General features: G+C 61.5%; 17 protein-coding genes. 12 read left to right on the top strand and 5 right to left on the bottom strand.

Translation table 11 applies throughout. From position 1 onward, the window contains the following. Positions 1 to 2: 2 nt before the first annotated feature. The gene (locus OQ248_RS17000; protein ID WP_265813389.1) at positions 3 to 899 is read right to left on the bottom strand and encodes a helix-turn-helix domain-containing protein; all 897 of its coding nucleotides are present in this window, start codon (positions 897 to 899) and stop codon (positions 3 to 5) included. Between the two features lie 178 nt (positions 900 to 1,077). Here OQ248_RS17000 and pobA point away from each other — a divergent pair, with 178 nt between their 5' ends. Next, positions 1,078 to 2,271 (top strand): 4-hydroxybenzoate 3-monooxygenase, encoded by a 1,194-nt coding sequence (gene pobA / locus OQ248_RS16995; RefSeq protein WP_265813388.1) that lies wholly within the window; start codon positions 1,078 to 1,080, stop codon positions 2,269 to 2,271. 79 nt (positions 2,272 to 2,350) lie between these two features. Further along, a complete protein-coding gene (locus OQ248_RS16990) occupies positions 2,351 to 3,868 on the top strand; it encodes an MDR family MFS transporter (RefSeq protein ID WP_265813387.1) in 1,518 nt (505 codons plus the stop codon). Between the two features lie 44 nt (positions 3,869 to 3,912). On the opposite strand, the gene OQ248_RS16985 is transcribed toward OQ248_RS16990, so the two are convergent. The 4 genes from OQ248_RS16985 to OQ248_RS16970 form a co-directional block, all read right to left on the bottom strand. Further along, positions 3,913 to 4,758, bottom strand: a complete 846-nt coding sequence (locus OQ248_RS16985) for a cache domain-containing protein (RefSeq protein ID WP_248742595.1) — start codon at positions 4,756 to 4,758, stop codon at positions 3,913 to 3,915. Between the two features lie 131 nt (positions 4,759 to 4,889). Continuing rightward, positions 4,890 to 5,744: an ATPase gene (locus OQ248_RS16980; RefSeq protein ID WP_265813386.1), complete on the bottom strand. Its 855-nt coding sequence runs from the start codon at positions 5,742 to 5,744 to the stop codon at positions 4,890 to 4,892. A 105-nt stretch (positions 5,745 to 5,849) separates the two neighbouring features. Beyond that, a complete protein-coding gene (locus OQ248_RS16975; protein WP_085709559.1) occupies positions 5,850 to 6,842 on the bottom strand; it encodes an NAD-dependent epimerase/dehydratase family protein in 993 nt (330 codons plus the stop codon). Positions 6,843 to 6,896: 54 nt separating this feature from the next. Further along, complete coding sequence (locus OQ248_RS16970; protein ID WP_085730209.1) at positions 6,897 to 7,790, bottom strand: LysR family transcriptional regulator ArgP; 894 nt, start codon at positions 7,788 to 7,790, stop codon at positions 6,897 to 6,899. A 96-nt stretch (positions 7,791 to 7,886) separates the two neighbouring features. Between OQ248_RS16970 and OQ248_RS16965 the strand changes: the two genes are divergently transcribed. The 10 genes from OQ248_RS16965 (at position 7,887) to OQ248_RS16920 (ending at position 21,743) form a co-directional block, all read left to right on the top strand. Further along, entirely contained in the window at positions 7,887 to 8,288 is a 402-nt protein-coding gene (locus OQ248_RS16965; protein ID WP_248739233.1) for an ACT domain-containing protein, read from the top strand. A 5-nt stretch (positions 8,289 to 8,293) separates the two neighbouring features. After that, entirely contained in the window at positions 8,294 to 8,896 is a 603-nt protein-coding gene (locus OQ248_RS16960) for a LysE/ArgO family amino acid transporter (RefSeq protein ID WP_085709557.1), read from the top strand. Between the two features lie 176 nt (positions 8,897 to 9,072). Then, positions 9,073 to 9,669, top strand: coding sequence for a Fe-Mn family superoxide dismutase (locus OQ248_RS16955; protein WP_016773431.1), 597 nt, complete (start codon positions 9,073 to 9,075; stop codon positions 9,667 to 9,669). 354 nt (positions 9,670 to 10,023) lie between these two features. Beyond that, a complete protein-coding gene (locus tag OQ248_RS16950) occupies positions 10,024 to 12,075 on the top strand; it encodes a bifunctional diguanylate cyclase/phosphodiesterase (protein ID WP_085709556.1) in 2,052 nt (683 codons plus the stop codon). A gap of 192 nt (positions 12,076 to 12,267) precedes the next feature. Then, on the top strand, positions 12,268 to 13,611 hold the full coding sequence (locus tag OQ248_RS16945) for an imelysin family protein (protein WP_114885174.1): 1,344 nt from the start codon (positions 12,268 to 12,270) through the stop codon (positions 13,609 to 13,611). 154 nt (positions 13,612 to 13,765) lie between these two features. Continuing rightward, positions 13,766 to 15,193: a di-heme oxidoredictase family protein gene (locus tag OQ248_RS16940; protein ID WP_265813385.1), complete on the top strand. Its 1,428-nt coding sequence runs from the start codon at positions 13,766 to 13,768 to the stop codon at positions 15,191 to 15,193. Positions 15,194 to 15,219: 26 nt separating this feature from the next. Then, positions 15,220 to 16,284: an imelysin family protein gene (locus OQ248_RS16935; protein WP_134827940.1), complete on the top strand. Its 1,065-nt coding sequence runs from the start codon at positions 15,220 to 15,222 to the stop codon at positions 16,282 to 16,284. 14 nt (positions 16,285 to 16,298) lie between these two features. Further along, positions 16,299 to 17,399: a DUF1513 domain-containing protein gene (locus OQ248_RS16930; RefSeq protein ID WP_085709552.1), complete on the top strand. Its 1,101-nt coding sequence runs from the start codon at positions 16,299 to 16,301 to the stop codon at positions 17,397 to 17,399. A 146-nt stretch (positions 17,400 to 17,545) separates the two neighbouring features. After that, positions 17,546 to 18,694, top strand: coding sequence for an efflux RND transporter periplasmic adaptor subunit (locus OQ248_RS16925; protein WP_085730202.1), 1,149 nt, complete (start codon positions 17,546 to 17,548; stop codon positions 18,692 to 18,694). A gap of 13 nt (positions 18,695 to 18,707) precedes the next feature. Next, positions 18,708 to 21,743, top strand: a complete 3,036-nt coding sequence (locus OQ248_RS16920; protein WP_265813384.1) for a multidrug efflux RND transporter permease subunit — start codon at positions 18,708 to 18,710, stop codon at positions 21,741 to 21,743. The last annotated feature ends 3 nt before the right edge of the window (positions 21,744 to 21,746 follow it).

Below are 21,746 nucleotides of genomic sequence, written 5' to 3'. Positions count from 1 at the left end.
CGTCAGGCGTCGTCGTTCTGCTCGGCCTTCAAGCGGTCGCGGAACGCCTTTGGCGAGATGCCCACCCGACGCCGGAACAGGCGCGTGAAGTTGGTCGGATCGGAAAAACCCAATACCTCGGACATCTCGTAAATCGTCATGCTGGTGTACGTCAGCAGACGCTTGGCTTCCAGCAACTGACGCTCATGCATGATCTGCAACGCCGGTTGCCCCGCCAGCTCGCGGCAGGTGCCGTTGAGGTGCGAGACGGAAATTCCCAGGCGGTGGGCCAGGTCTTCGACCTTGACGTGCTGGCGGTACGTCTCTTCCACCAACTGGATAAAACCGTTGAGGTACTCACGTTGACGCTGCGGGCGTTGGCTCGCGTTATGCCGGCGGATCGCCTGACGGCTGACCCAGACCATGATCACGCTCACCAGCGAATGCATGAGCATTTCCCGCGCCGGTTGATGACCGTTGTACTCGGCCTGCAACGCGGCAAACAGACTGTTGAGGTACTCCGCGTCCTGCCCCGCCGTATAGCTTTCGGCCTGGGCCAGGGCCTGTACCGCGCTGCCCAGTTGCGCCTGCAAATGGTTGATCAACGGTGTGGCGAGGGTGACGACGAATCCTTCGACGTCCTCGGAAAACCGGAATCCATGCACCGATAGCGGTGGCAGGATCTGGATCGCGGCTTCGTTCAGTTGCGTGCGTTGACCTTCGATTTCAAGCTCTGCCTGACCTTTGAATACGAAGAGCAACTGGCACAAATCGGCGTGGCGGTGGGGTTTGATTTCCCATTGATGTTCGCGGCTGCGTTTGGAAATGGTTTCACAGTGCAGCAAGTCAGGGGTCGGCCAGTCCAGGCTTTCACCGTAGAGCTTGAACACCGGAATCGAAGGCAGGTCAGGCTTGTTCATCACTTCAATCCAGGCCTCGAAGGTTGCGGGCGATAATCGCACCGATTGGCAGAATGTACAGGTATCGGCTCAGTTTTCACCTTCAATTGACAGACCCGCAAGGGAAAAATGCAAGCACTCGAATCCTGAAAATCATTCACCGGCCGTTGTCGCGTGAAGCTTGCGAGTCATAAAAACAATGAAAACGCTGAAAACCCAAGTCGCCATCATTGGCGCCGGTCCGTCCGGATTATTGCTCGGCCAACTGCTGCACAACGCCGGCATCGACACCCTGATTATCGAGCGTCAGACACCTGATTATGTGCTCGGCCGAATTCGCGCCGGAGTCCTTGAACAGGGCATGGTAGAGCTGTTGCGCGAGGCTGGCGTGGGTCAGCGGATGGACGCCGAAGGGCTGGTCCACGGTGGTTTCGAACTGGCCCTCGACGGGCGTCGGGTGCACATCGATCTGCAGGCGCTGACCGGTGGAAAAACCGTGATGGTCTATGGCCAGACCGAAGTCACCCGCGACCTGATGGCCGCTCGTCGGGAGACCGGCGGACAGACAATCTATGAAGCACGCGATGTCGTTCCCTGTGGCATGAAAAGCGACGAGGCCTTCGTCACGTTTGAAAAGGACGGCGAAACCTGGCGCGTCGATTGCGATTACATCGCCGGTTGCGACGGTTTCCACGGCGTGGCCCGACAGTCGATCCCGGCGGAATGCCTGAAGGTCTTTGAACGGGTTTATCCGTTCGGCTGGCTGGGGATTCTCGCCGACACGCCACCGATTCACGACGAACTGGTCTACGCCCGCCACGAACGCGGCTTCGCCCTGTGCAGCATGCGATCGGCGACCCGCACCCGCTACTACCTGCAAGTGCCGGCCGAAGAAAACGTCGACGACTGGTCGGATCAGCGCTTCTGGGATGAACTGCGCAATCGTCTGCCGGAGGATCTGGCGCAGAAACTCGTGACCGGTCCGTCGATTGAAAAGAGCATCGCGCCGCTGCGCAGCTTTGTGGTCGAGCCGATGCAGTACGGGCGCATGTTTCTGGTGGGCGACGCGGCGCATATCGTTCCGCCGACCGGGGCCAAGGGTTTGAATCTGGCGGCCAGCGATGTCAGCACGCTGTTCAGGATTCTGCTGAAGGTCTACCGCGAAGGTCGCACTGACTTGCTGGAGCAGTATTCGCAAATCTGCCTGCGCCGGGTGTGGAAAGCCGAGCGGTTTTCCTGGTGGATGACTTCGATGCTGCACCGTTTCGACGAACACGATGACTTCAGTCAGCGCATCAGCGCCTCGGAACTGGACTACTTTGTCAGTTCAGAAGCGGGACAAAAAACCATTGCAGAAAATTACGTCGGACTTCCTTATGAGGCTATCGAATAGCCTGCTACCGACTTACACTGACGAGCATCCACCCGCTCGCCTTGCCCCTGCGGGTCAATCACTGCCCGCAGGTTCGCCCGTGACCAATCTCAACCACCCCGAAACGCCCAAACCGGCCATTCGCAGCGTGCTGGTCGCGCTGATGCTGGCGATCTTCCTTGGCGCGCTGGACCAGACCATCGTCGCGGTTTCCATGCCGGCCATCTCCGCGCAATTCAAGGACGTCAGCCTGCTGGCCTGGGTGATTTCCGGCTACATGGTGGCGATGACCGTGGCGGTGCCGATCTACGGCAAGCTCGGTGACCTGTACGGGCGGCGCAAACTGATGCTGTTCGGCATGGGCCTGTTCACCCTCGCCTCGCTGTTCTGCGGCATGGCCCAGAGCATGGAGCAGCTGGTGCTGGCGCGGATTTTCCAGGGCATCGGCGCTGGCGGGATGATTTCGGTGAGCCAGGCAATCATCGGCGACATCGTGCCGCCCCGTGAGCGCGGGCGCTATCAGGGTTACTTCTCCAGCATGTACGCGGTGGCCAGCGTGGCCGGCCCGGTGCTGGGCGGTTACATGACCGAGTACCTGTCGTGGCGATGGGTGTTCCTGATCAATCTGCCGCTGGGCCTTGGCGCGTACTGGGTGGCGCGACGCAATCTGGTCGGCCTGCCGATTCCCCAGCGCAAACCGGTCATCGATTACCTCGGCACACTGCTGATGATCATCGGCCTGACGGCGCTGTTGCTGGCGATCACTCAGGTCGGCCAGGGTCATGCGTGGCGCAGCAGCGAAGTGCTCGGTCTGTTCGCTTGCGCGGTGGCGGTGCTGGCGGTATTCGTCTGGCATGAACGGCGCGCCCGGGAGCCTCTGCTGCCGATGCACCTGTTCACCAACCGCAACGCCCTGCTGTGCTGGTGCACGATTTTCTTCTGCAGCTTCCAGGCGATTTCGTTGATCGTGCTGATGCCGTTGCGCTTCCAGAGTGTGACCGGCGCCGGCGCCGACAGCGCTGCGTTGCACTTGTTGCCGCTGGCAATGGGTCTGCCGATCGGCGCGTACTTCGCCGGTCGTCGCACCTCGATCACCGGGCGCTATAAGCCGCAAATTCTCACCGGCGCGCTGCTGATGCCGATCTCGATCCTCGGCATGGCCTTCAGCCCGCCCGATGCGACGCTGGTCAGCAGTCTGTTCATGTTGCTTAGCGGTATCGCCGGCGGCATGCAGTTCCCGACCTCGCTGGTCGGTACGCAAAATTCGGTCGAGCAAAAGGACATTGGCGTCGCCACCAGCACCACCAACCTGTTCCGCTCCCTGGGTGGCGCGGTGGGCGTGGCGTTGATGTCGGCGCTGCTGCTGGCGTTGTTGCAGGACTCCAGCTTTGCCCACCTGACCGGCGCATCGCTGATCGGTGAAGGTCACTCCGGCAACGTGCTGCTCGATGGCCTGAACGCGGCGCCCGGCGATGCGCAGAATGCCTTGCGCGCCGAGTTGCTGGTGACATTCCGGCACTTGTTGATGGTCAGTGCCGGCGTGTCGCTGCTCGGGCTGGCGGCGGCGATTGCCATGCCGAACCGCTTGTTGCGCGGGCGTGAGCACGGCGCCCGCTGACCGATTCCGATGGCTCCCACGCGTGACGTGGGAGCACACAGGGATCAAGCGCTGTAATAACCGACCGCCACCAGAAACCCGCCAACCTTTTTCAGGTAGGCATGCTTGTCCTCGACCTTGCCGGTCACCGGATTCTTCCAGCGGTATTCGTACTCGCCTTCATCCTGCTTGCCGATCAACGCCAGAATCGGCTCACCCACGGGTTTGCCTTCCGGGTCCTTGACCTTGGCGAAGTCGGTGTTGATCAACCGCAGGTTGGTGCCATGGGCGACGTAGCGCTGGGTGTTCAGATCCACCACGAACACATACAGGTCATCCTGCAGGTAACCGCCCTTGAGCGAGTTGATTGCCGTCAGCGTGCCCTTTTCGTCCTTGGTCAGATCGGTGGCGGCTTTGTCGAGTAACGATTTCGCCTGCTCCGCCGACGCGCGCGGCAAGTAGTAACCGACCGCCAGAATCCGCTGACCGATGCGCTGATAGAACACATGCTTGCGCTCGACCTTGCCGTCGGCCTGGTTCTGCCAACGGTATTCGGCCTGCTGGATGCCATTGCCTTCCGGCACTTTCAACGCGTCCTTGAACGCCTTCTGCAAATCCGGGCCAAGCACTTCGCTCACATCCCGGCCGATCAACGCTGAGGACGGCCCGCCGCTGGCGAGCATCACGCCCTTGGTATCGACCACGAACACGTAGCGATCCTTGTCGACGAATTCACCCTGGCGGCTGAATGCCGCGAACGCCTTGTCGCCGTTGTCGTGATAGTAGGCCAGAGCCTTTTCCAGCAAGGCGATGGCAGCCTTGCTGTCGTCCTTTTCCGTGGCCGCGTTGGCCTGTCCGAAACTCAACAACAGCACCGCGCCGAGCCAGGCCAGTTTTTGCACAAACCCCATGACGCATCCCTCGTTCTTGTTGGTGTTTCAAGAGCGTAGACGGCCTGAGGGCAGGTATGGATATTCAGAAAGCTTCTGAATCTTGCGAGGGGTTGCGGCGAGGGAGCAAACTCCCTCGCCACACAAAAGGCTTACGGACGGGCGTTGAGCTGCTGTTGCAGGTTCTGGATCTGTGCCTGCAGGGTGTTGATGTTGCGGGTCATCTGCCCACGGAACGCATCGAACTCGGCGGTGCTGGAGCCGCCCTGCGCAGCGGCCGGACGGTTGTCCTGCTCGCTCTTGAGCACGACGATTTCCTGCTCCAGACGCTCGATGGCGGCGTTCGAACTGCCTTGTTTCTTCAGCGCCGTGATGTCGGCACCGAGGCTCTTGAACTGCGCATCGAAGCCTTTGAGTTGCGCGTCGACCTTGCTGGTGTCGGCCGGCGCGTTTTTCAGTGTCGCCAGCTCGGCACTCAGGGCTTTGACCTGAGCCTGCAACTGGGTGTTGGCGTTCTGTTGCTCAGTGGTCTGGGCGGTCATCAGCGCCAGACGCTTGTCCAGATCCGTCGCCTGACCCGCGACACCTTGCTGCTGCTTGCTCTGATCCTGCAGTGCGCTTTGCAGCTGTTTGATCTGCAGTTTCAGGGCTTCACTGTCGGTGTTGACGTTGGTCTGGCTGGCCACGACCTTGCCGGAAATGTCCTGCAGGCGCCCCGCCGCTTCTTCACTGATCCGCGCGAAGCTTTCCTGGGTCGCCACCAGTTGCTGCTCCATCAGCGAAATCTGCTGGAAACTCCACCAGGCCAGGCCGATGAAGGCAAAGAACAATGCGCCGACCAGCGCCCACAACGGCCCGGTGCTCGCAGACTTGACCTTGACCACTGGCGGTGTGCGCGAATGCACGGAAGTGCGGGCGGTGGTGGGGAAATCGTCGTCATCGAGTGTGTCGGCGCGCAGGCTCGGAACATCGTCGAAATCGTCGTGGGCATCGTTACGCATGGACATTGAGGCAACCTTTGTGAAACCCGGTAATGGCTGATTGCGGCGCAGTATAAACCCCGCAGCCGCAGGGATTGACCCCCAACCCGCGGCGGGGTTCAGCACTTCGTATCAACGAATGTCCTGGGCCTTCCACCAGCCACAGAACTCATCGAGGGCCGTCCAGAGACTGACTTTCGGATCGTAGTCCAGATAATGCCGGGCGCGACTGATGTCGAGGGTGAAATTTTTGTTCATCACCTGCATCCCCAGGCGCGACAGGGTCGGTTCGGGCCGTCCCGGCCAGAGTTTGCATGCGCCCTCGTTGAGCGCCGCCACGCTGTAGGCCAGCCCGTAGGATCGATACTTGGTGACCTGTGGGACTTCCATCTTGCGCATCACGTAATTGACCACGTCCCACAATGGCACCGGGGCGCCGTTACTGATGTTGTAGGCCTTGCCCAGCGCCGAACCGGCCGCCAGCAGACTGCTCAGCAAGGCTTCGTTGAGGTTGTGCACGCTGGTGAAGTCGACCTTGTTCAAGCCGTTGCCGATGATTGCCAGACGCCCCTTGCGCTGCATCTTCAGCAGGCGCGGGAAGATGCTCATGTCGCCGGCGCCGGTGACGAAACGCGGGCGCAGGGCCAGGGTTTCGAGACCGAATTCCTGGGCGCCGAAGACCTTTTGCTCCGCCAGATATTTCGTTGCAGCGTAATGATGTTTGAAACGTTTGGGCACCTGCTCTTCGGTCAGGCCAAGGTGATCGCGGCCATCAAAGTAGATCGACGGCGACGACAAATGCACCAGGCGCCGCACCCGTTGCTTGAGGCAGGCTTCGACCACGTTTTCGGTGACCTGCACATTGCCCTGATGAAAGTCCTGATAGCGCCCCCACAGCCCGACCGCACCGGCGCAATGCACCACGGCTTCAACGTCGGTGCAGAGCGCACGAACCAGGTCCGGGTCACTCAGGTCGCCCTGGACGAACTCGGCGCCGCGACGCACCAGATGCTCGACGCCTTCGGCCCGGCGGCCGTTGACCCGCACGTCCAGGCCCTGCTCCAGGGCAAAACGCGCAAAGCGTCCGCCAATGAAGCCGCTTGCGCCGGTGACCAGAATTTTCATGTAGAACTCCGCTGTCTTTCGTTTTGCCTGATTCGTGAGTCTTGACGCTGGTCGTCAGTCCAACGGCACCAGCCATTGCGACGACGAACGTACCAATTGCTCGGTCAACAACCCCAGCAACTGGCCGCCATTGCGCCAATGATGCCAGTACAACGGCACGTCGATCGGTTTATCTGGCAACAGTTCGCGCAACACACCGCGCTCTAGCTGCTCGCGCACCTGTAATTCCGGCACCAGCCCCCAGCCGAGCCCGGCTTCGGTCAGGCGGATAAAACCTTCGGACGACGGGCACAAATGATGTTCGAAACCACCATCGACACCCAGGGACGCGAGATAGCGATGCTGCAGAAAGTCGTCCGGGCCGAACACCAGCGCCGGAGTGCGTGGCAATTGTTCGGCCCGCACGCCGTCGGGAAAATGCCGCTCGATGAATGCCGGGCTGGCCAGCGCCCGATAGCGCATCGCCCCGAGCAACACACTGCGGGCGCCCGCCACCGGCCGTTCACTGGCGCAGACACAGGCCGCCACTTCACCAGCACGCATGCGCTTGAGGCCGACGGTCTGGTCTTCGACGATCAGGTCCAGCAACAGGTGTTGCTCGGCGCAGAAGTCGCCCACGGCCTCGGCCCACCAGGTGGCGAGGCTGTCGGCGTTCAGGGCGATGCGCAGCCGCTCCGGCAGCCCCTCTTCGTCCAGCGCCGGCACCAGCGTCTGCAAATCCCGTTCGAGCAGCCGCACCTGCTGCACATGGTTGAGCAGACGCCGACCGATCTCGGTGGGTGACGGTGGTGTCCCGCGCACCAGCACCGGCTGGCCAACCCGCGCTTCCAGCAGTTTGATCCGCTGGGAAATCGCCGATTGCGAAAGGCCCAGCACCTGCGCCGCCCGTTCGAATCCGGCCTGCTCGACCACGGCGGCCAGAGCGGAAAGCAATTTGTAGTCGAACATCAGTTTTCCTAATGAGCGATCAGCACTATTGGTTTTTCTTATACAGCGTCTGCCCGGAGAATAGCCAGCAAGCACTCTTTATCAAGGATCCTCCCCATGGCTGGCGAAACCTCGTTGTCCACCCTGCTGCGCAGCATGAGCCCGCAGCTCAATGCCGGCGAATACGTGTTCTGCACCCTGCGCGACGGGCAGTTGCCGAGCGGTCTGGAAATTGTCGGAAGTTTCCGTGAACAGGAAGGCCTGACGGTAATTCTCGAACGTTCCCACGCCGAACGCGCCGGTTTCAGCTTCGACTATGTCGCGGCCTGGATCACCTTGAACGTGCATTCTGCGCTGGAAGCCGTCGGCCTGACCGCCGCCTTCGCCACCGCACTGGGCAAGGCCGGCATCAGCTGCAACGTGATTGCCGGCTATTACCACGACCATTTGTTCGTCGGTCAGGCCGACGCCGAACGCGCCATGCAAGTGCTGCGCGATCTCGCAGCCAACGCGGAGTAATAGTCATGTGGCAAAGCTATACCAACGGCCTGCTGGTGGCCTTCGGGCTGATCATGGCGATCGGCACCCAGAACGCCTTTGTCCTGGCCCAGAGCCTGCGGCGTGAGCATCACCTGCCAGTCGCTGCGCTTTGCGTTGCCTGCGATGCATTGCTGGTGGCGGCGGGTGTATTCGGACTGGCCACGGTACTGGCGCAAAATCCGACGCTGTTGGCAGTCGCCCGTTGGGGCGGTGCGGTGTTCCTGATCTGGTACGGCAGCCAGGCGTTGCGCCGGGCGTTCTCGAAACAGAGTCTGCAACAGGGTGAAAACCAGACCGTGCGTTCATTGCGGGCGGTGATGCTCAGCGCGCTGGCAGTGACCCTGCTCAACCCGCACGTCTATCTGGATACCGTGCTGCTGATCGGCTCCCTTGGTGCGCAACAGTCGGTACCGGGCGCTTATGTCGTCGGCGCGGCAAGTGCTTCGCTGCTGTGGTTTTTCACCCTGGCGTTCGGCGCGGCGTGGCTGGCACCGTGGCTGGCGCGGCCGGGCACCTGGCGAATTCTCGATCTGTTGGTGGCAGTGATGATGTTCACGGTAGCCGGGCAATTGATATTGGCTTCGTGATTTATTCCAAAAGGCTCTGGAACCTCTATCCCACACAGTTGTTGCGTGGTTATGCCGCACCCCCGGTGCTATGATCCGAACCCTGCGCCGCAAAGAGTAAAAACTCGCCGGTGCATTTCTGGCCGCCCGTGATCGGCCTTGCGCTCACCGCAACAGACCTGATTAGGAGAATCATCATGGCTTTCGAATTGCCGCCGCTGCCTTACGCACACGATGCCCTGCAGCCGCACATTTCCAAGGAAACCCTGGAATTCCACCACGACAAGCACCACAACACCTACGTCGTGAACCTGAACAACCTGGTGCCAGGCACCGAGTTCGAAGGCAAGACCCTGGAAGAGATCGTCAAGACTTCCTCGGGCGGCATCTTCAACAACGCCGCTCAGGTCTGGAACCACACCTTCTACTGGAACTGCCTGGCGCCAAACGCCGGCGGTCAACCAACCGGCGCACTGGCTGATGCCATCAACGCGGCGTTCGGTTCGTTCGACAAGTTCAAGGAAGAGTTCAGCAAAACCTCGATCGGCACCTTCGGTTCCGGCTGGGGCTGGCTGGTGAAAAAGGCTGACGGTTCCCTGGCCCTGGCCAGCACCATCGGCGCCGGCAACCCGCTGACCAGCGGCGACACCCCGCTGCTGACCTGCGACGTCTGGGAACACGCTTACTACATCGACTACCGTAACCTGCGTCCCAAGTACGTCGAGGCGTTCTGGAACCTGGTCAACTGGAAGTTCGTGGCCGAGCAGTTCGAAGGCAAGACCTTCACCGCTTAAGCTGCGCGCCAGACAAAAACCCGGCTATTGCCGGGTTTTTTTATGCCTGCACAATCAGGTCGGCGGATACCGTCACAAACAAGGCCATTTCCCACACGCGAAGCAGCCCTTGCCCCCTTGCTCCCAAGCCACAGCGGACTAACATCAAACAGAGGAAAAATTGTCTGACGCCCCTCAAGTTGGAGGCCAAAACTACCGACACAGTACAATCAGGGCCAATACTCCAGGCAGCCGCATTTCGGCCAAGGCCACGGACAAACTTTCCGCGGTTCGATTGTCCCTTTGACTGCCAACACGGGATTGCCAATACTCATGGCAACTTGACGCTACCCGCACGGAACAAGGAATAACCCTTTGAAGCTGGAACTCAAGAACAGCTTGTCGGTGAAGTTGCTCCGGGTCGTGCTCCTGTCGGCATTGATCGTCGGCGTGGTCTTGAGCTGCGCGCAGATTGTCTTCGATGCCTATAAAACCCGTCAGGCCGTCGCCGGCGATGCCGAACGCATCCTCGACATGTTCCGCGATCCCTCGACCCAGGCGGTCTACAGCCTGGACCGGGAAATGGGCATGCAGGTGATCGAAGGCCTGTTCCAGGACGACGCCGTGCGCCAGGCCTCCATCGGGCATCCCAACGAAGCGATGCTCGCGCAGAAATCCCGTGAATTGCAGCAATCCAGCAGCCGCTGGCTGACCGACCTGATCCTCGGCCAGGAACGAACCTTCACCACCCAACTGGTGGGGCGCGGTCCCTACAGCGAATATTACGGCGACCTGAGCATCACCCTCGACACCGCCACCTACGGCCAGGGTTTCATCGTCAGTTCGGTGATCATCTTCATTTCCGGCGTGTTGCGCGCTTTGGCCATGGGCCTTGTGTTGTATCTGGTCTATCACTGGCTCCTGACCAAGCCGCTGTCGCGGATCATCGAGCACCTCACCGAAATCAACCCGGACCGCCCCAGCGAACACAAGATTCCGCAGCTCAAGGGTCACGAGAAAAACGAGCTCGGGATCTGGATCAACACCGCCAACCAGTTGCTCGAATCCATCGAACGCAACACCCATCTGCGCCACGAAGCGGAAAACAGCCTGCTGCGCATGGCCCAGTACGATTTTCTCACCGGTCTGCCGAACCGCCAGCAGTTGCAGCAGCAACTGGACAAGATTCTGGTGGATGCCGGCAAGCTGCAACGCCGCGTGGCGGTGTTATGCGTCGGGCTGGATGACTTCAAAGGCATCAACGAACAATTCAGCTACCAGACCGGCGACCAGTTGCTGCTGGCCCTGGCGGATCGCCTGCGTGCCCACAGCGGCCGCCTCGGCGCCCTCGCCCGCCTGGGTGGCGACCAGTTCGCCCTGGTGCAGGCCGACATCGAACAGCCTTACGAAGCAGCGGAACTGGCACAAAGCATCCTTGACGACCTGGAAGCCCCGTTCGCCCTCGATCATCAGGAAATCCGCCTGCGCGCCACCATCGGCATCACCCTGTTTCCGGAGGATGGCGACAGCACCGAGAAGCTGTTGCAGAAAGCCGAGCAGACCATGACCCTGGCCAAAACCCGCTCGCGCAACCGCTATCAGTTCTATATCGCCAGCGTCGACAGCGAGATGCGCCGCCGTCGCGAGCTGGAAAAAGACCTGCGCGATGCCCTGCTGCGGGATCAGTTCTACCTCGTCTATCAACCACAGATCAGCTACCGCGATCACCGTGTGGTCGGCGTCGAGGCGCTGATTCGCTGGCAGCACCCGGAGCACGGACTGGTGCCGCCGGACCTGTTCATCCCGCTGGCCGAACAGAACGGCACGATCATCGCCATCGGCGAATGGGTGCTGGATCAGGCCTGCAAGCAACTGCGTGAATGGCACGATCAGGGTTTCGTCGACCTGCGCATGGCAGTCAACCTGTCCACCGTGCAACTGCACCACGCCGAGCTGCCGAGAGTGGTCAACAATCTGTTGCAGATGTACCGCCTGCCACCGCGCAGCCTGGAACTGGAAGTCACCGAAACCGGCCTGATGGAAGACATCAGCACCGCCGCCCAGCACTTGCTGAGCCTGCGCCGTTCCGGCGCACTGATCGCCATCGACGACTTCGGAACCGGCTACTCCTCGCTGAGTTATCTCAAGAGTCTGCCGCTGGACAAGATCAAGATCGACAAGAGCTTCGTCCAGGACCTGCTGGATGACGACGATGACGCGACCATCGTTCGCGCCATCATTCAACTGGGCAAGAGCCTGGGCATGCAGGTGATCGCCGAAGGCGTGGAAACCGCCGAGCAGGAGACCTACATCATTTCCGAAGGCTGCCATGAAGGTCAGGGCTATCACTACAGCAAGCCGCTGCCGGCACGGGAACTGAGCGTGTATCTCAAGCAGGCGCAACGCAGCAACGCCGCGATTCTCTGAAACCTCCGGCACTGGACTCCCCGCCACCGATACCGGGAAGAACCCACGCCGTTGATCCAGCGCAACCCCTGCGCAAACAGGAAATATTTCCAGCTACAACCCTTTACACATAATGCGAAAGATTTGCATTATGTCGCAGCTTTTGCGCACCCCCGCGCCTGTCCACTCAATTACCGAAGCAGGATGTTCGCCATGATTCGTATGCCTCTGGCTACCGCCAGTCTGCTGGCCATCGCCATTTCCCTCGCCGGTTGCGGCGAAGGTAAAGACAAGGCCGCCGCTCCGGCTGCGCCGACGCCAGCCGCCAGCACCGCCGCACCGGCGACGCCTGCCGCTGCCGGTAAAGTCGACGAAGCCGCTGCCAAGGCTGTGGTCGCGCACTACGCCGACATGGTCTTCGCCGTCTACAGCGATGCCGAATCCACCGCGAAAACCCTGCAGACCACTATCGACGCCTTCCTTGCGAAGCCGAACGCCGACACGCTGAAAGCCGCCCGTGAAGCCTGGATCGCCGCCCGCGTTCCTTACCTGCAGAGCGAAGTGTTCCGCTTCGGCAACACCATCATCGACGATTGGGAAGGTCAGGTTAACTCCTGGCCGCTGGACGAAGGCCTGATCGACTACGTCGACAAATCCTACGAACACGCACTGGGCAACCCGGGCGCCACCGCCAACATCATCGCCAACACCGAAGTACAGGTCGGCGAAGACAAGGTCGACGTCAAGGACATCACGCCGGAAAAACTCGCCAGCCTGAACGAGCTGGGCGGTTCCGAAGCCAACGTTGCCACCGGCTACCACGCCATCGAATTCCTGCTCTGGGGCCAGGACCTGAACGGCACCGGCCCTGGCGCCGGCAACCGTCCGGCGTCGGACTACCTGGAAGGCGCCGGCGCCACCGGCGGTCACAACGATCGTCGCCGTGCCTACCTGAAAGCCGTGACCCAACTGCTGGTCAGCGACCTGGAAGAAATGGTCGGCAACTGGAAGCCGAACGTGGCCGACAACTATCGCGCCACCCTGGAAGCCGAACCGGCTGAAAGCGGCCTGCGCAAAATGCTGTTCGGCATGGGCAGCCTGTCCCTGGGCGAGCTGGCCGGCGAGCGCATGAAGGTATCCCTGGAAGCGAACTCCCCGGAAGACGAACAGGACTGCTTCAGCGACAACACCCACAACTCGCACTTCTACGATGCCAAAGGCATTCGTAACGTTTACCTGGGCGAGTACACCCGCGTCGACGGCACCAAGATGACTGGCGCGAGCCTGTCGTCGCTGGTGGCCAAGGTTGACCCGGCTGCCGACACCGCCCTGAAAAACGATCTGGCCGCTACCGAAGCCAAGATCCAGGTCATGGTCGATCACGCCAACAAGGGTGAGCACTACGACCAGTTGATCGCTGCCGGCAACACCGCCGGTAACCAGATCGTCCGTGACGCCATCGCCTCGCTGGTCAAGCAGACCGGTTCGATCGAAGCGGCTGCCGGCAAACTGGGCATCAGCGACCTGAACCCGGACAACGCCGATCACGAGTTCTGATCATCGCTGTCTGACTGAACAAGGCGACCTTCGGGTCGCCTTGTTCGTTTCAGCCGGCCTGACTTGTATCAAGCAAACGATAATTCCTCTTATTCAAACCCCCTCGCCCTGTTAGACTTTGCGCCTTTATTTTTGCCCGTCCGCAGGAAGTCTGATGCCGTCGTTGCCTCTTCGCTTGTCCGCACTGTTTCTGGCCCTTGGCCTGAGTGCCTGCGATGACGCCCCGCGTTTCACCAAGGCCGAGCCCGGCGAAGCCCGCTCCGGCGGTGCCGCGACCGTGCGCAAGACCGATCAGAATTCATTTTCCCTGCCCTCGGCCAACCTGCCACCTTCGCGTCGGGTGGACTTCAGCGTCGGCAACAGTTTCTTTCGCAGCCCCTGGGTGATCGCGCCGTCGACCACCACCGCCCGCGATGGTCTCGGCCCGTTGTTCAATACCAACGCCTGCCAGGGTTGCCACATCAAGGACGGTCGCGGACATCCGCCGCCCCCGGATGCGCCGAACGCCGTATCGATGCTGGTGCGTCTGTCGATTCCCGATGCGCCGCAGTACGCCAGATTGATCGAGCAGGTCGGTGTGGTGCCGGAGCCGGTCTACGGCGGACAGTTCCAGGACATGGCCGTGCCTGGCGTCGCGCCGGAAGGCAAGGTGCGGGTCGACTACACACCGGTGCCGGTACGCTTCAAGGACGGCACCGAAGTCGAGTTGCGCAAACCGGTGTTGCAGTTCTCTCAGCTCGGCTACGGCCCGATGCACCCGGACACACGCTTCTCCGCCCGGGTTGCGCCACCGATGATCGGCCTGGGTCTGCTCGAAGCAATCCCCGAAGCAGCCATCCTCGCCAACGCCACCGCGCAAGCCAAAGAGAACAACGGCATCAACGGCCGGCCCAACCGGGTCTGGGATGACGCGCAGCAAAAGACCGTGATGGGCCGATTTGGCTGGAAAGCCGGACAACCGAACCTCAATCAACAAAATGTTCACGCGTTTTCTGGTGATATGGGCCTCACCACGAGCCTGAGACCGTTTGATGACTGCACCGACGCGCAAATCGCCTGCAAACAGGCGCCCAATGGCAATGGCCCGGACGGCGAACCTGAAGTCAGCGACAACATCCTGCGCCTGGTGCTGTTCTACACCCGCAACCTCGCCGTTCCCGCTCGCCGGGGCGTCAACGATGCTCAGGTGCTGGCCGGCAAGAATCTGTTTTTCCAGGCGGGGTGCCAGTCCTGTCACACGCCGAAATACACCACCGCCGCCAACGCGGCCGAACCTGAACTGGCCAATCAAGTGATTCGCCCGTACAGCGATCTGCTGCTGCACGACATGGGCGAAGGCCTGGCCGACAACCGCAGCGAATTCCAGGCCAGCGGCCGCGACTGGCGCACGCCGCCGTTGTGGGGCATCGGCCTGACGCAGGCGGTCAGCGGTCACACACAGTTCCTGCACGACGGCCGCGCCCGCAACCTGCTCGAAGCCGTGCTCTGGCATGGCGGCGAAGCCCGGGCGGCGCAGCAACAGGTTTTGTCTTTCAATGCCGAGCAGCGTGCCGCGCTGCTGGCGTTCTTGAATTCACTTTAAACACTTAAAAGAATCGGGAGCCCGACATGTTCCGTCCCAAGCTGTTGTTCACCAGCCTTGCCGCACTGGCCCTCGGCGCCTGCTCACCGCAGGATCCGCAAGCCGTCACCTCGGCGGCCATCGCCAAATCGGTGATCCTGCCGACCTACACCCGCTGGGTCGAAGCTGACCGGCAACTGGCCGTCAGCGCCCTCGCCTACTGCCAGGGCAAGGAAAACCTGGAGACCGCCCGCGCCGACTTTCTGCACGCACAGAAAGCCTGGGCCGAACTGCAACCGCTGCTGATCGGCCCGCTGTCCGAGGGCAACCGTTCGTGGCAGGTGCAGTTCTGGCCGGACAAGAAAAACCTCGTCGGCCGTCAGGTCGAGCAACTGGTCACCGCCCAGCCGCAAATCGATGCCGCTGCCTTGGCCAAGTCCAGCGTTGTGGTGCAAGGCCTGTCGGCCTACGAATACATCCTGTTCGACGCCAAGCCTGACGTGGCCAACGACGAACAGAAAGCCAAATACTGCCCGTTGCTGGTAGCCATCGGCGAACGCCAGAAACAACTGGCCGAAGAGATTCTGAGCAACTGGAACAACACCGACGGCATGCTCGCGCAGATGAGCAAGTTCCCCAACCAGCGCTACGCCGATTCCCACGAAGCGATCGCCGATCTGCTGCGGGTACAGGTCACCGCCCTCGACACCCTGAAGAAAAAGCTCGGCACCCCGATGGGCCGTCAGAGCAAAGGCGTGCCGCAACCGTTCCAGGCCGATGCATGGCGCAGCCAGTCGTCGCTGACGGCGATGGAAGCCAGCCTCGCCGCCGCCAAGACCGTGTGGGAAGGCGTCGACAACAAAGGCCTCCGTGGCTTGCTGCCGGCCGAACAGAAACCGCTGGCGGACAAGATCGACGCGGCATACGCAGCCTCGCTCAAACTGTTCGGCAGCACTCAGCGCTCGCTGACCGAAATGCTCGAAGACGACGCCGGTCGCCAGCAGCTCAACGACATCTACGACAGCCTCAACGTCGTCCATCGCCTGCACGAAGGCGAACTGGCCAAGGCGCTGGGCATCCAACTGGGCTTCAACGCCAACGACGGTGACTGATGAGGGCATCTGCCATGCTGCGACGCCAGGCTCTGACTTTAGGTAGTTTGCTGCTGGGAGCAGTGACACTGGGCGGCTGGACGCTGTTCAAGCGCAAGGATCAGAGCCCGCTGCTGCTGTCGGCGCGGGACGACACCGACGGCAAGCACTACGCCGTCGGTTATCGGCTGGACGGCACCCGGGTGTTCGCCACCGAAGTGGGTCAGCGCTGCCACGACATCATCAATCACCCGACGCTGCCGATCGCGCTGTTCGTCGCCCGGCGTCCGGGCACCGAGAGCTACCTGATCGACCTGCGCGACGGTGCGTTGCTGCAGACCGTGACCTCGCAGCCGAACCGGCACTTCTACGGCCACGCGGTAATCCATCACAGCGGCGACTACCTGTACGCCACCGAGAACGACACCACCGATCCGGGCCGTGGCCTGCTCGGGGTGTACAAGTTCGAGGGTGAACGGCTGGTGCACAGCGGCGAGATTTCCACCCACGGTCTCGGCCCGCATCAAGTGTCATGGATGCCCGACGGCGAAACCCTGGTAGTGGCCAACGGCGGGATCCGCACCGAGGCCGAAAGCCGGGTCGACATGAACCTCGACGCCATGGAGCCAAGCCTGGTGCTGATGCAACGCGACGGCACCCTGCTGAGCAAGGAAACCCTCGCCCAGCAGATGAACAGCGTGCGCCACCTGGGCATCGCCAGCGATGGCACCATCGTCGCCGGCCAGCAATTCATGGGACCTTCCCAGGAGCGTTCCGAGCTGCTGGCGATCAAGCGTCCGGGCCAGCCGTTCGTGGCGTTCCCGGTGCCGGAGCATCAGTTGCAGTCGATGGGGCACTACACCGCCAGCGTCGCCGTGCACAGCGAACTGCGTCTGGTGGCACTGACCGCACCGCGTGGCAACCGCTTCTTCATCTGGGATCTGGACAGCGGCGAAGTGCGCCTCGATGCACCGCTGCCCGACTGCGCCGGCGTCGGTGCGGTGAAGGACGGCTTTGTCGTGACGTCGGGGCAAGGACGTTGCCGCTACTACGATTGCCGCCAGGATGAACTGCTGGCCAAACCGCTGGATCTGCCCGCAGGGCTCTGGGACAACCATCTGCACCTGATGGCCTGAAAACCGCCGCCGACCGTCCGGTCGGCGGTGCTCCCCTCCTCCACCTCATCCCCTCCTACCCTGTAAAAACTGGCAGTTGGAATCCCTGCCGGAGTCGGGGTAATGTTCCCGCCTGTCTCGCCTGATTTTCTCCAAGGAACTGGAATATGCTGCGTCGCCGCATGCTGATCATGTTGGGTGTTGTACTGCTGATCGTTCTGCTTCTCGCCGGTTACAAGGCCTTCTCGATCTACACGATGATCCAGGGCTTTGCCAAACCGAAACCGCCGATCAGTGTCGCCGTGGCCACAGCCGCCGAGCGCCCGTGGCAGATGCGCCTGCCCACCGTCGGTACGCTCAAGGCGCTGCAAGGTGTCGAGCTGAGCCTGGAAGTCGCCGGTACCGTCACCGAGCTGAAGTTCGAATCAGGCCAGAAGGTCAAGGCCGGGCAACCGTTGCTGCAACTCGACAGCGCCGTCGAATCCGCCTTGCTGGAAACCGCCAAGGCCGACCTCGGCCTGGCGCAACTGGACTTCGGCCGCGGCAGCCAGCTGGTGGGCAGCAGCGCGATTTCCAAGGGCGAATTCGACCGGCTCTCGGCGGTGTTGCAAAAGAACCGCGCCACGGTCAATCAGCTCAATGCGTCGCTGGCGAAAAAACGTATCGTCGCACCGTTCAGCGGCACCATCGGCATTCGTCAGGTGGACGTCGGCGACTACCTCGCCAGCGGCACGAAAATCGCCACCCTGCAGGATCTGAGCAGCCTCTACGCCGACTTCTATGTGCCCGAACAATCAGTGCCGAAACTGGCCATCGGCCAACCGGTGCAGATTTCGGTAGCCGCGTATCCCGGCCAGAATTTTCCCGGCGCCATCAGCGCGATCAACCCGATTGTCGAAAGCACCACCCGCAACATTCTGGTTCGCGCGACGCTGGCCAACCCCGATGGCAAGTTGCTGCCGGGCATGTTCGCCAGCCTTGAAGTGCTGCTGCCGGATCCGCAGAAACACATCGTCGTACCAGAAAGCGCGATTACCTACACCCTTTATGGCAACTCGATCTACGTGGTCGGGCAGAAGAAGGCCGAGGACGGCAGCGTCGAAAAAGACGACAAGGGCCAGCCGGTGCTGATCGCCGAGCGCCGGTTCATTGAAACCGGTGAGCGCCGCGAGGGCCTGGTGATGATCAACAAGGGCGTGCAGAGCGGCGAGCAAGTGGTGACGGCCGGCCAGATCAAACTGGACAACGGCGCCCACATCGCCATCAGCGAAGACAAGACCCTCGGCGAGCAGAACAGTCCGCGCCGCGCCGACTGATCAAGGAATCCTCATGGCCTTTACCGATCCGTTCATTCGCCGCCCGGTGCTCGCCACCGTGGTCAGCCTGCTGATTGTGCTGCTGGGCTTCCAGGCCTGGAGCAAGCTGCCGTTGCGCCAGTATCCGCAGATGGAAAACGCCCTGATCACGGTGACTACCGCTTATCCCGGGGCCAACGCCGAAACCATCCAGGGCTACATCACCCAGCCGATGCAACAGAGCCTGGCGAGTGCCGAGGGTATCGACTACATGACCTCGGTCAGTCGCCAGAACTTCTCGGTGATTTCGATCTACGCACGCATCGGTTCCAACAGCGACCGACTGTTCACCGAACTGCTGGCCAAAGCCAACGAGGTGAAGAACAAACTGCCGCAGGATGCCGAAGACCCGGTGCTGAGCAAGGAATCCGCCGATGCCTCGGCGCTGATGTACATCAGCTTCTTCAGCAAGGAATTGAGCAACCCGCAGATCACGGACTACCTGTCGCGGGTGATCCAGCCAAAACTGGCGACGCTGCCAGGCATGGCCGAAGCCGAGATTCTGGGTAACCAGGTGTTCGCCATGCGCCTGTGGATCGACCCGGTGAAGCTCGCCGGTTTCGGCCTCAGCGCCAGCGACGTGAGCAATGCCGTGCGCCAGTACAACTTCCTCTCCGCTGCCGGCGAAGTGAAAGGCGAATACGTGGTCACCAGCATCAACGCCAACACCGAACTGAAGTCCGCCGAGGCCTTCGGCAAGATCCCACTCAAGGTCAGTGGCGACAGCCGCGTGCTGCTGAGCGATGTGGCGCGTGTGGAAATGGGCGCGGAGAACTACAACTCCATCAGTTCCTTCGGTGGCACACCCTCGGTGTACATCGGGATCAAGGCCACCCCCGGCGCCAACCCGCTCGACGTGATCAAGGAAGTGCGCAAGATCATGCCGGAGCTGGAAGCCCAGTTGCCGCCCAACCTCAAGAGCGAAATCGCCTACGACGCCACGCTGTTCATCCAGGCCTCCATCGACGAAGTGGTGAAAACCCTGTTCGAAGCGGTGCTGATCGTGATTGTGGTGGTGTTCCTGTTTCTCGGCGCCCTGCGTTCGGTGGTGATCCCGGTAGTGACCATTCCGCTGTCGATGATCGGCGTGATGTTCTTCATGCAGATGATGGGTTACTCGATCAACCTGCTGACCCTGCTGGCGATGGTACTGGCCATCGGTCTGGTGGTGGACGATGCCATCGTCGTGGTGGAAAACATCCACCGGCATATCGAGGAAGGCAAGACCCCGCTGGAGGCCGCCCTCGAAGGCGCCCGGGAAATCGCGATGCCGGTGGTGTCGATGACCATCACCCTGGCGGCGGTGTATGCGCCGATCGGTTTTCTGACCGGGTTGACCGGGGCGCTCTTCAAGGAGTTCGCGCTGACGCTCGCCGGGGCCGTGGTGATTTCCGGCATCGTCGCCCTGACGCTGTCGCCGATGATGTGCGCCCTGCTGTTGCGTCACGAGGAAAACCCCAGCGGGCTCGCCCATCGCCTCGACCGGATCTTCGAAAACCTCAAGCGACGCTACCAGAGCATGCTCCACGGCACGCTCAACACCCGGCCGGTGGTGCTGGTGTTTGCGGTGATCGTGCTGTGCCTGATTCCGGTGCTGCTCAAGTTCACCAAATCCGAACTGGCGCCGGACGAAGACCAGGGCATCATTTTCATGATGGCCAACGCGCCGCAACCGACCAACCTCGATTACCTGAACACCTACACCGAAGAATTCGTGAAGATCTTCAAGGAATTCCCGGAGTACTACTCCTCGTTCCAGATCAACGGCTACAACGGTGTGCAGAGCGGCATCGGCGGTTTCCTGCTCAAGCCGTGGAACGAACGCAGCCGCACCCAGATGCAGATTCTTCCCGAGGTGCAAGGCAAGCTCGGCAGCATCCCGGGGCTGCAGATCTTCGGCTTCAACCTGCCCTCCCTGCCCGGCACTGGCGAGGGCCTGCCGTTCGAATTCGTGATCAACACGGCCAATGACTACGAGCTGTTGCTGCAGGTGGCCGACCGGATCAAGAAGCGCGCGATGGAGTCGGGCAAGTTCGCCTTCGTCGACCTGGACCTGGCCTTCGACAAACCGGAAGTGGTGGTCGATATCGACCGCGCGAAAGCGGCGCAGATGGGCGTGTCGATGCAGGATCTGGGCGGCACCCTCGCGACCTTGCTGGGCGAAGCGGAGATCAACCGGTTCACCATCGAAGGCCGCAGCTACAAGGTAATCGCCCAGGTTGAACGGGCCTATCGCGACAACCCGGACTGGTTGAACAACTATTACGTAAAAAACACCCAGGGCGAGTTGTTGCCACTCTCGACCCTGATCACCGTGACTGACCGGGCACGCCCGCGACAGCTCAACCAGTTTCAGCAACTCAACGCGGCGAAGCTGTCCGGATTCCCGCTGGTCAGCATGGGCGAAGCCATCGACAGCGTGGTGCAGATCGCCCGGGAAGAAGCACCTGCGGGTTTTGCCTTCGATTACGGCGGTGCCTCACGGCAATTCGTCCAGGAAGGCAGTGCGCTGTGGGTAACTTTCGCTCTGGCACTGGCAATCATTTTCCTGGTGCTGGCGGCGCAGTTCGAGAGCTTCCGCGACCCGCTGGTGATTCTGGTGACCGTACCGTTGTCGATTTGCGGGGCGCTGATTCCGCTATTCCTCGGCTGGTCGAGCATGAACATCTACACCCAGGTCGGACTGGTGACGCTGATTGGTCTGATCAGCAAGCACGGGATCCTGATCGTCGAATTCGCCAACCAGTTGCGCAAGGAAAAAGGCCTGACGGCCCGCGAGGCGGTTGAAGAGGCGGCGGCGATTCGCTTGCGGCCGGTGCTGATGACCACCGCAGCCATGGTATTCGGCATGGTGCCGTTGATCATCGCCAGTGGCGCGGGCGCCGTGAGCCGTTTTGATATCGGCACGGTGATTGCCACCGGGATGTCGATCGGGACCTTGTTTACGCTGTTCGTCCTGCCCTGTGTCTACACCGTGCTGGCCAAACCCGATCCCGCCCCCGCGCCGTAACCG

This window comes from Pseudomonas sp. COW5 (genome assembly GCF_026240005.1).
Taxonomy (GTDB): Bacteria; Pseudomonadota; Gammaproteobacteria; order Pseudomonadales; family Pseudomonadaceae; genus Aquipseudomonas; species Aquipseudomonas kribbensis.
The sequence above is the reverse complement of the archived record's forward strand: the minus strand, read 5'-3'. Positions and strand labels throughout refer to the sequence as shown.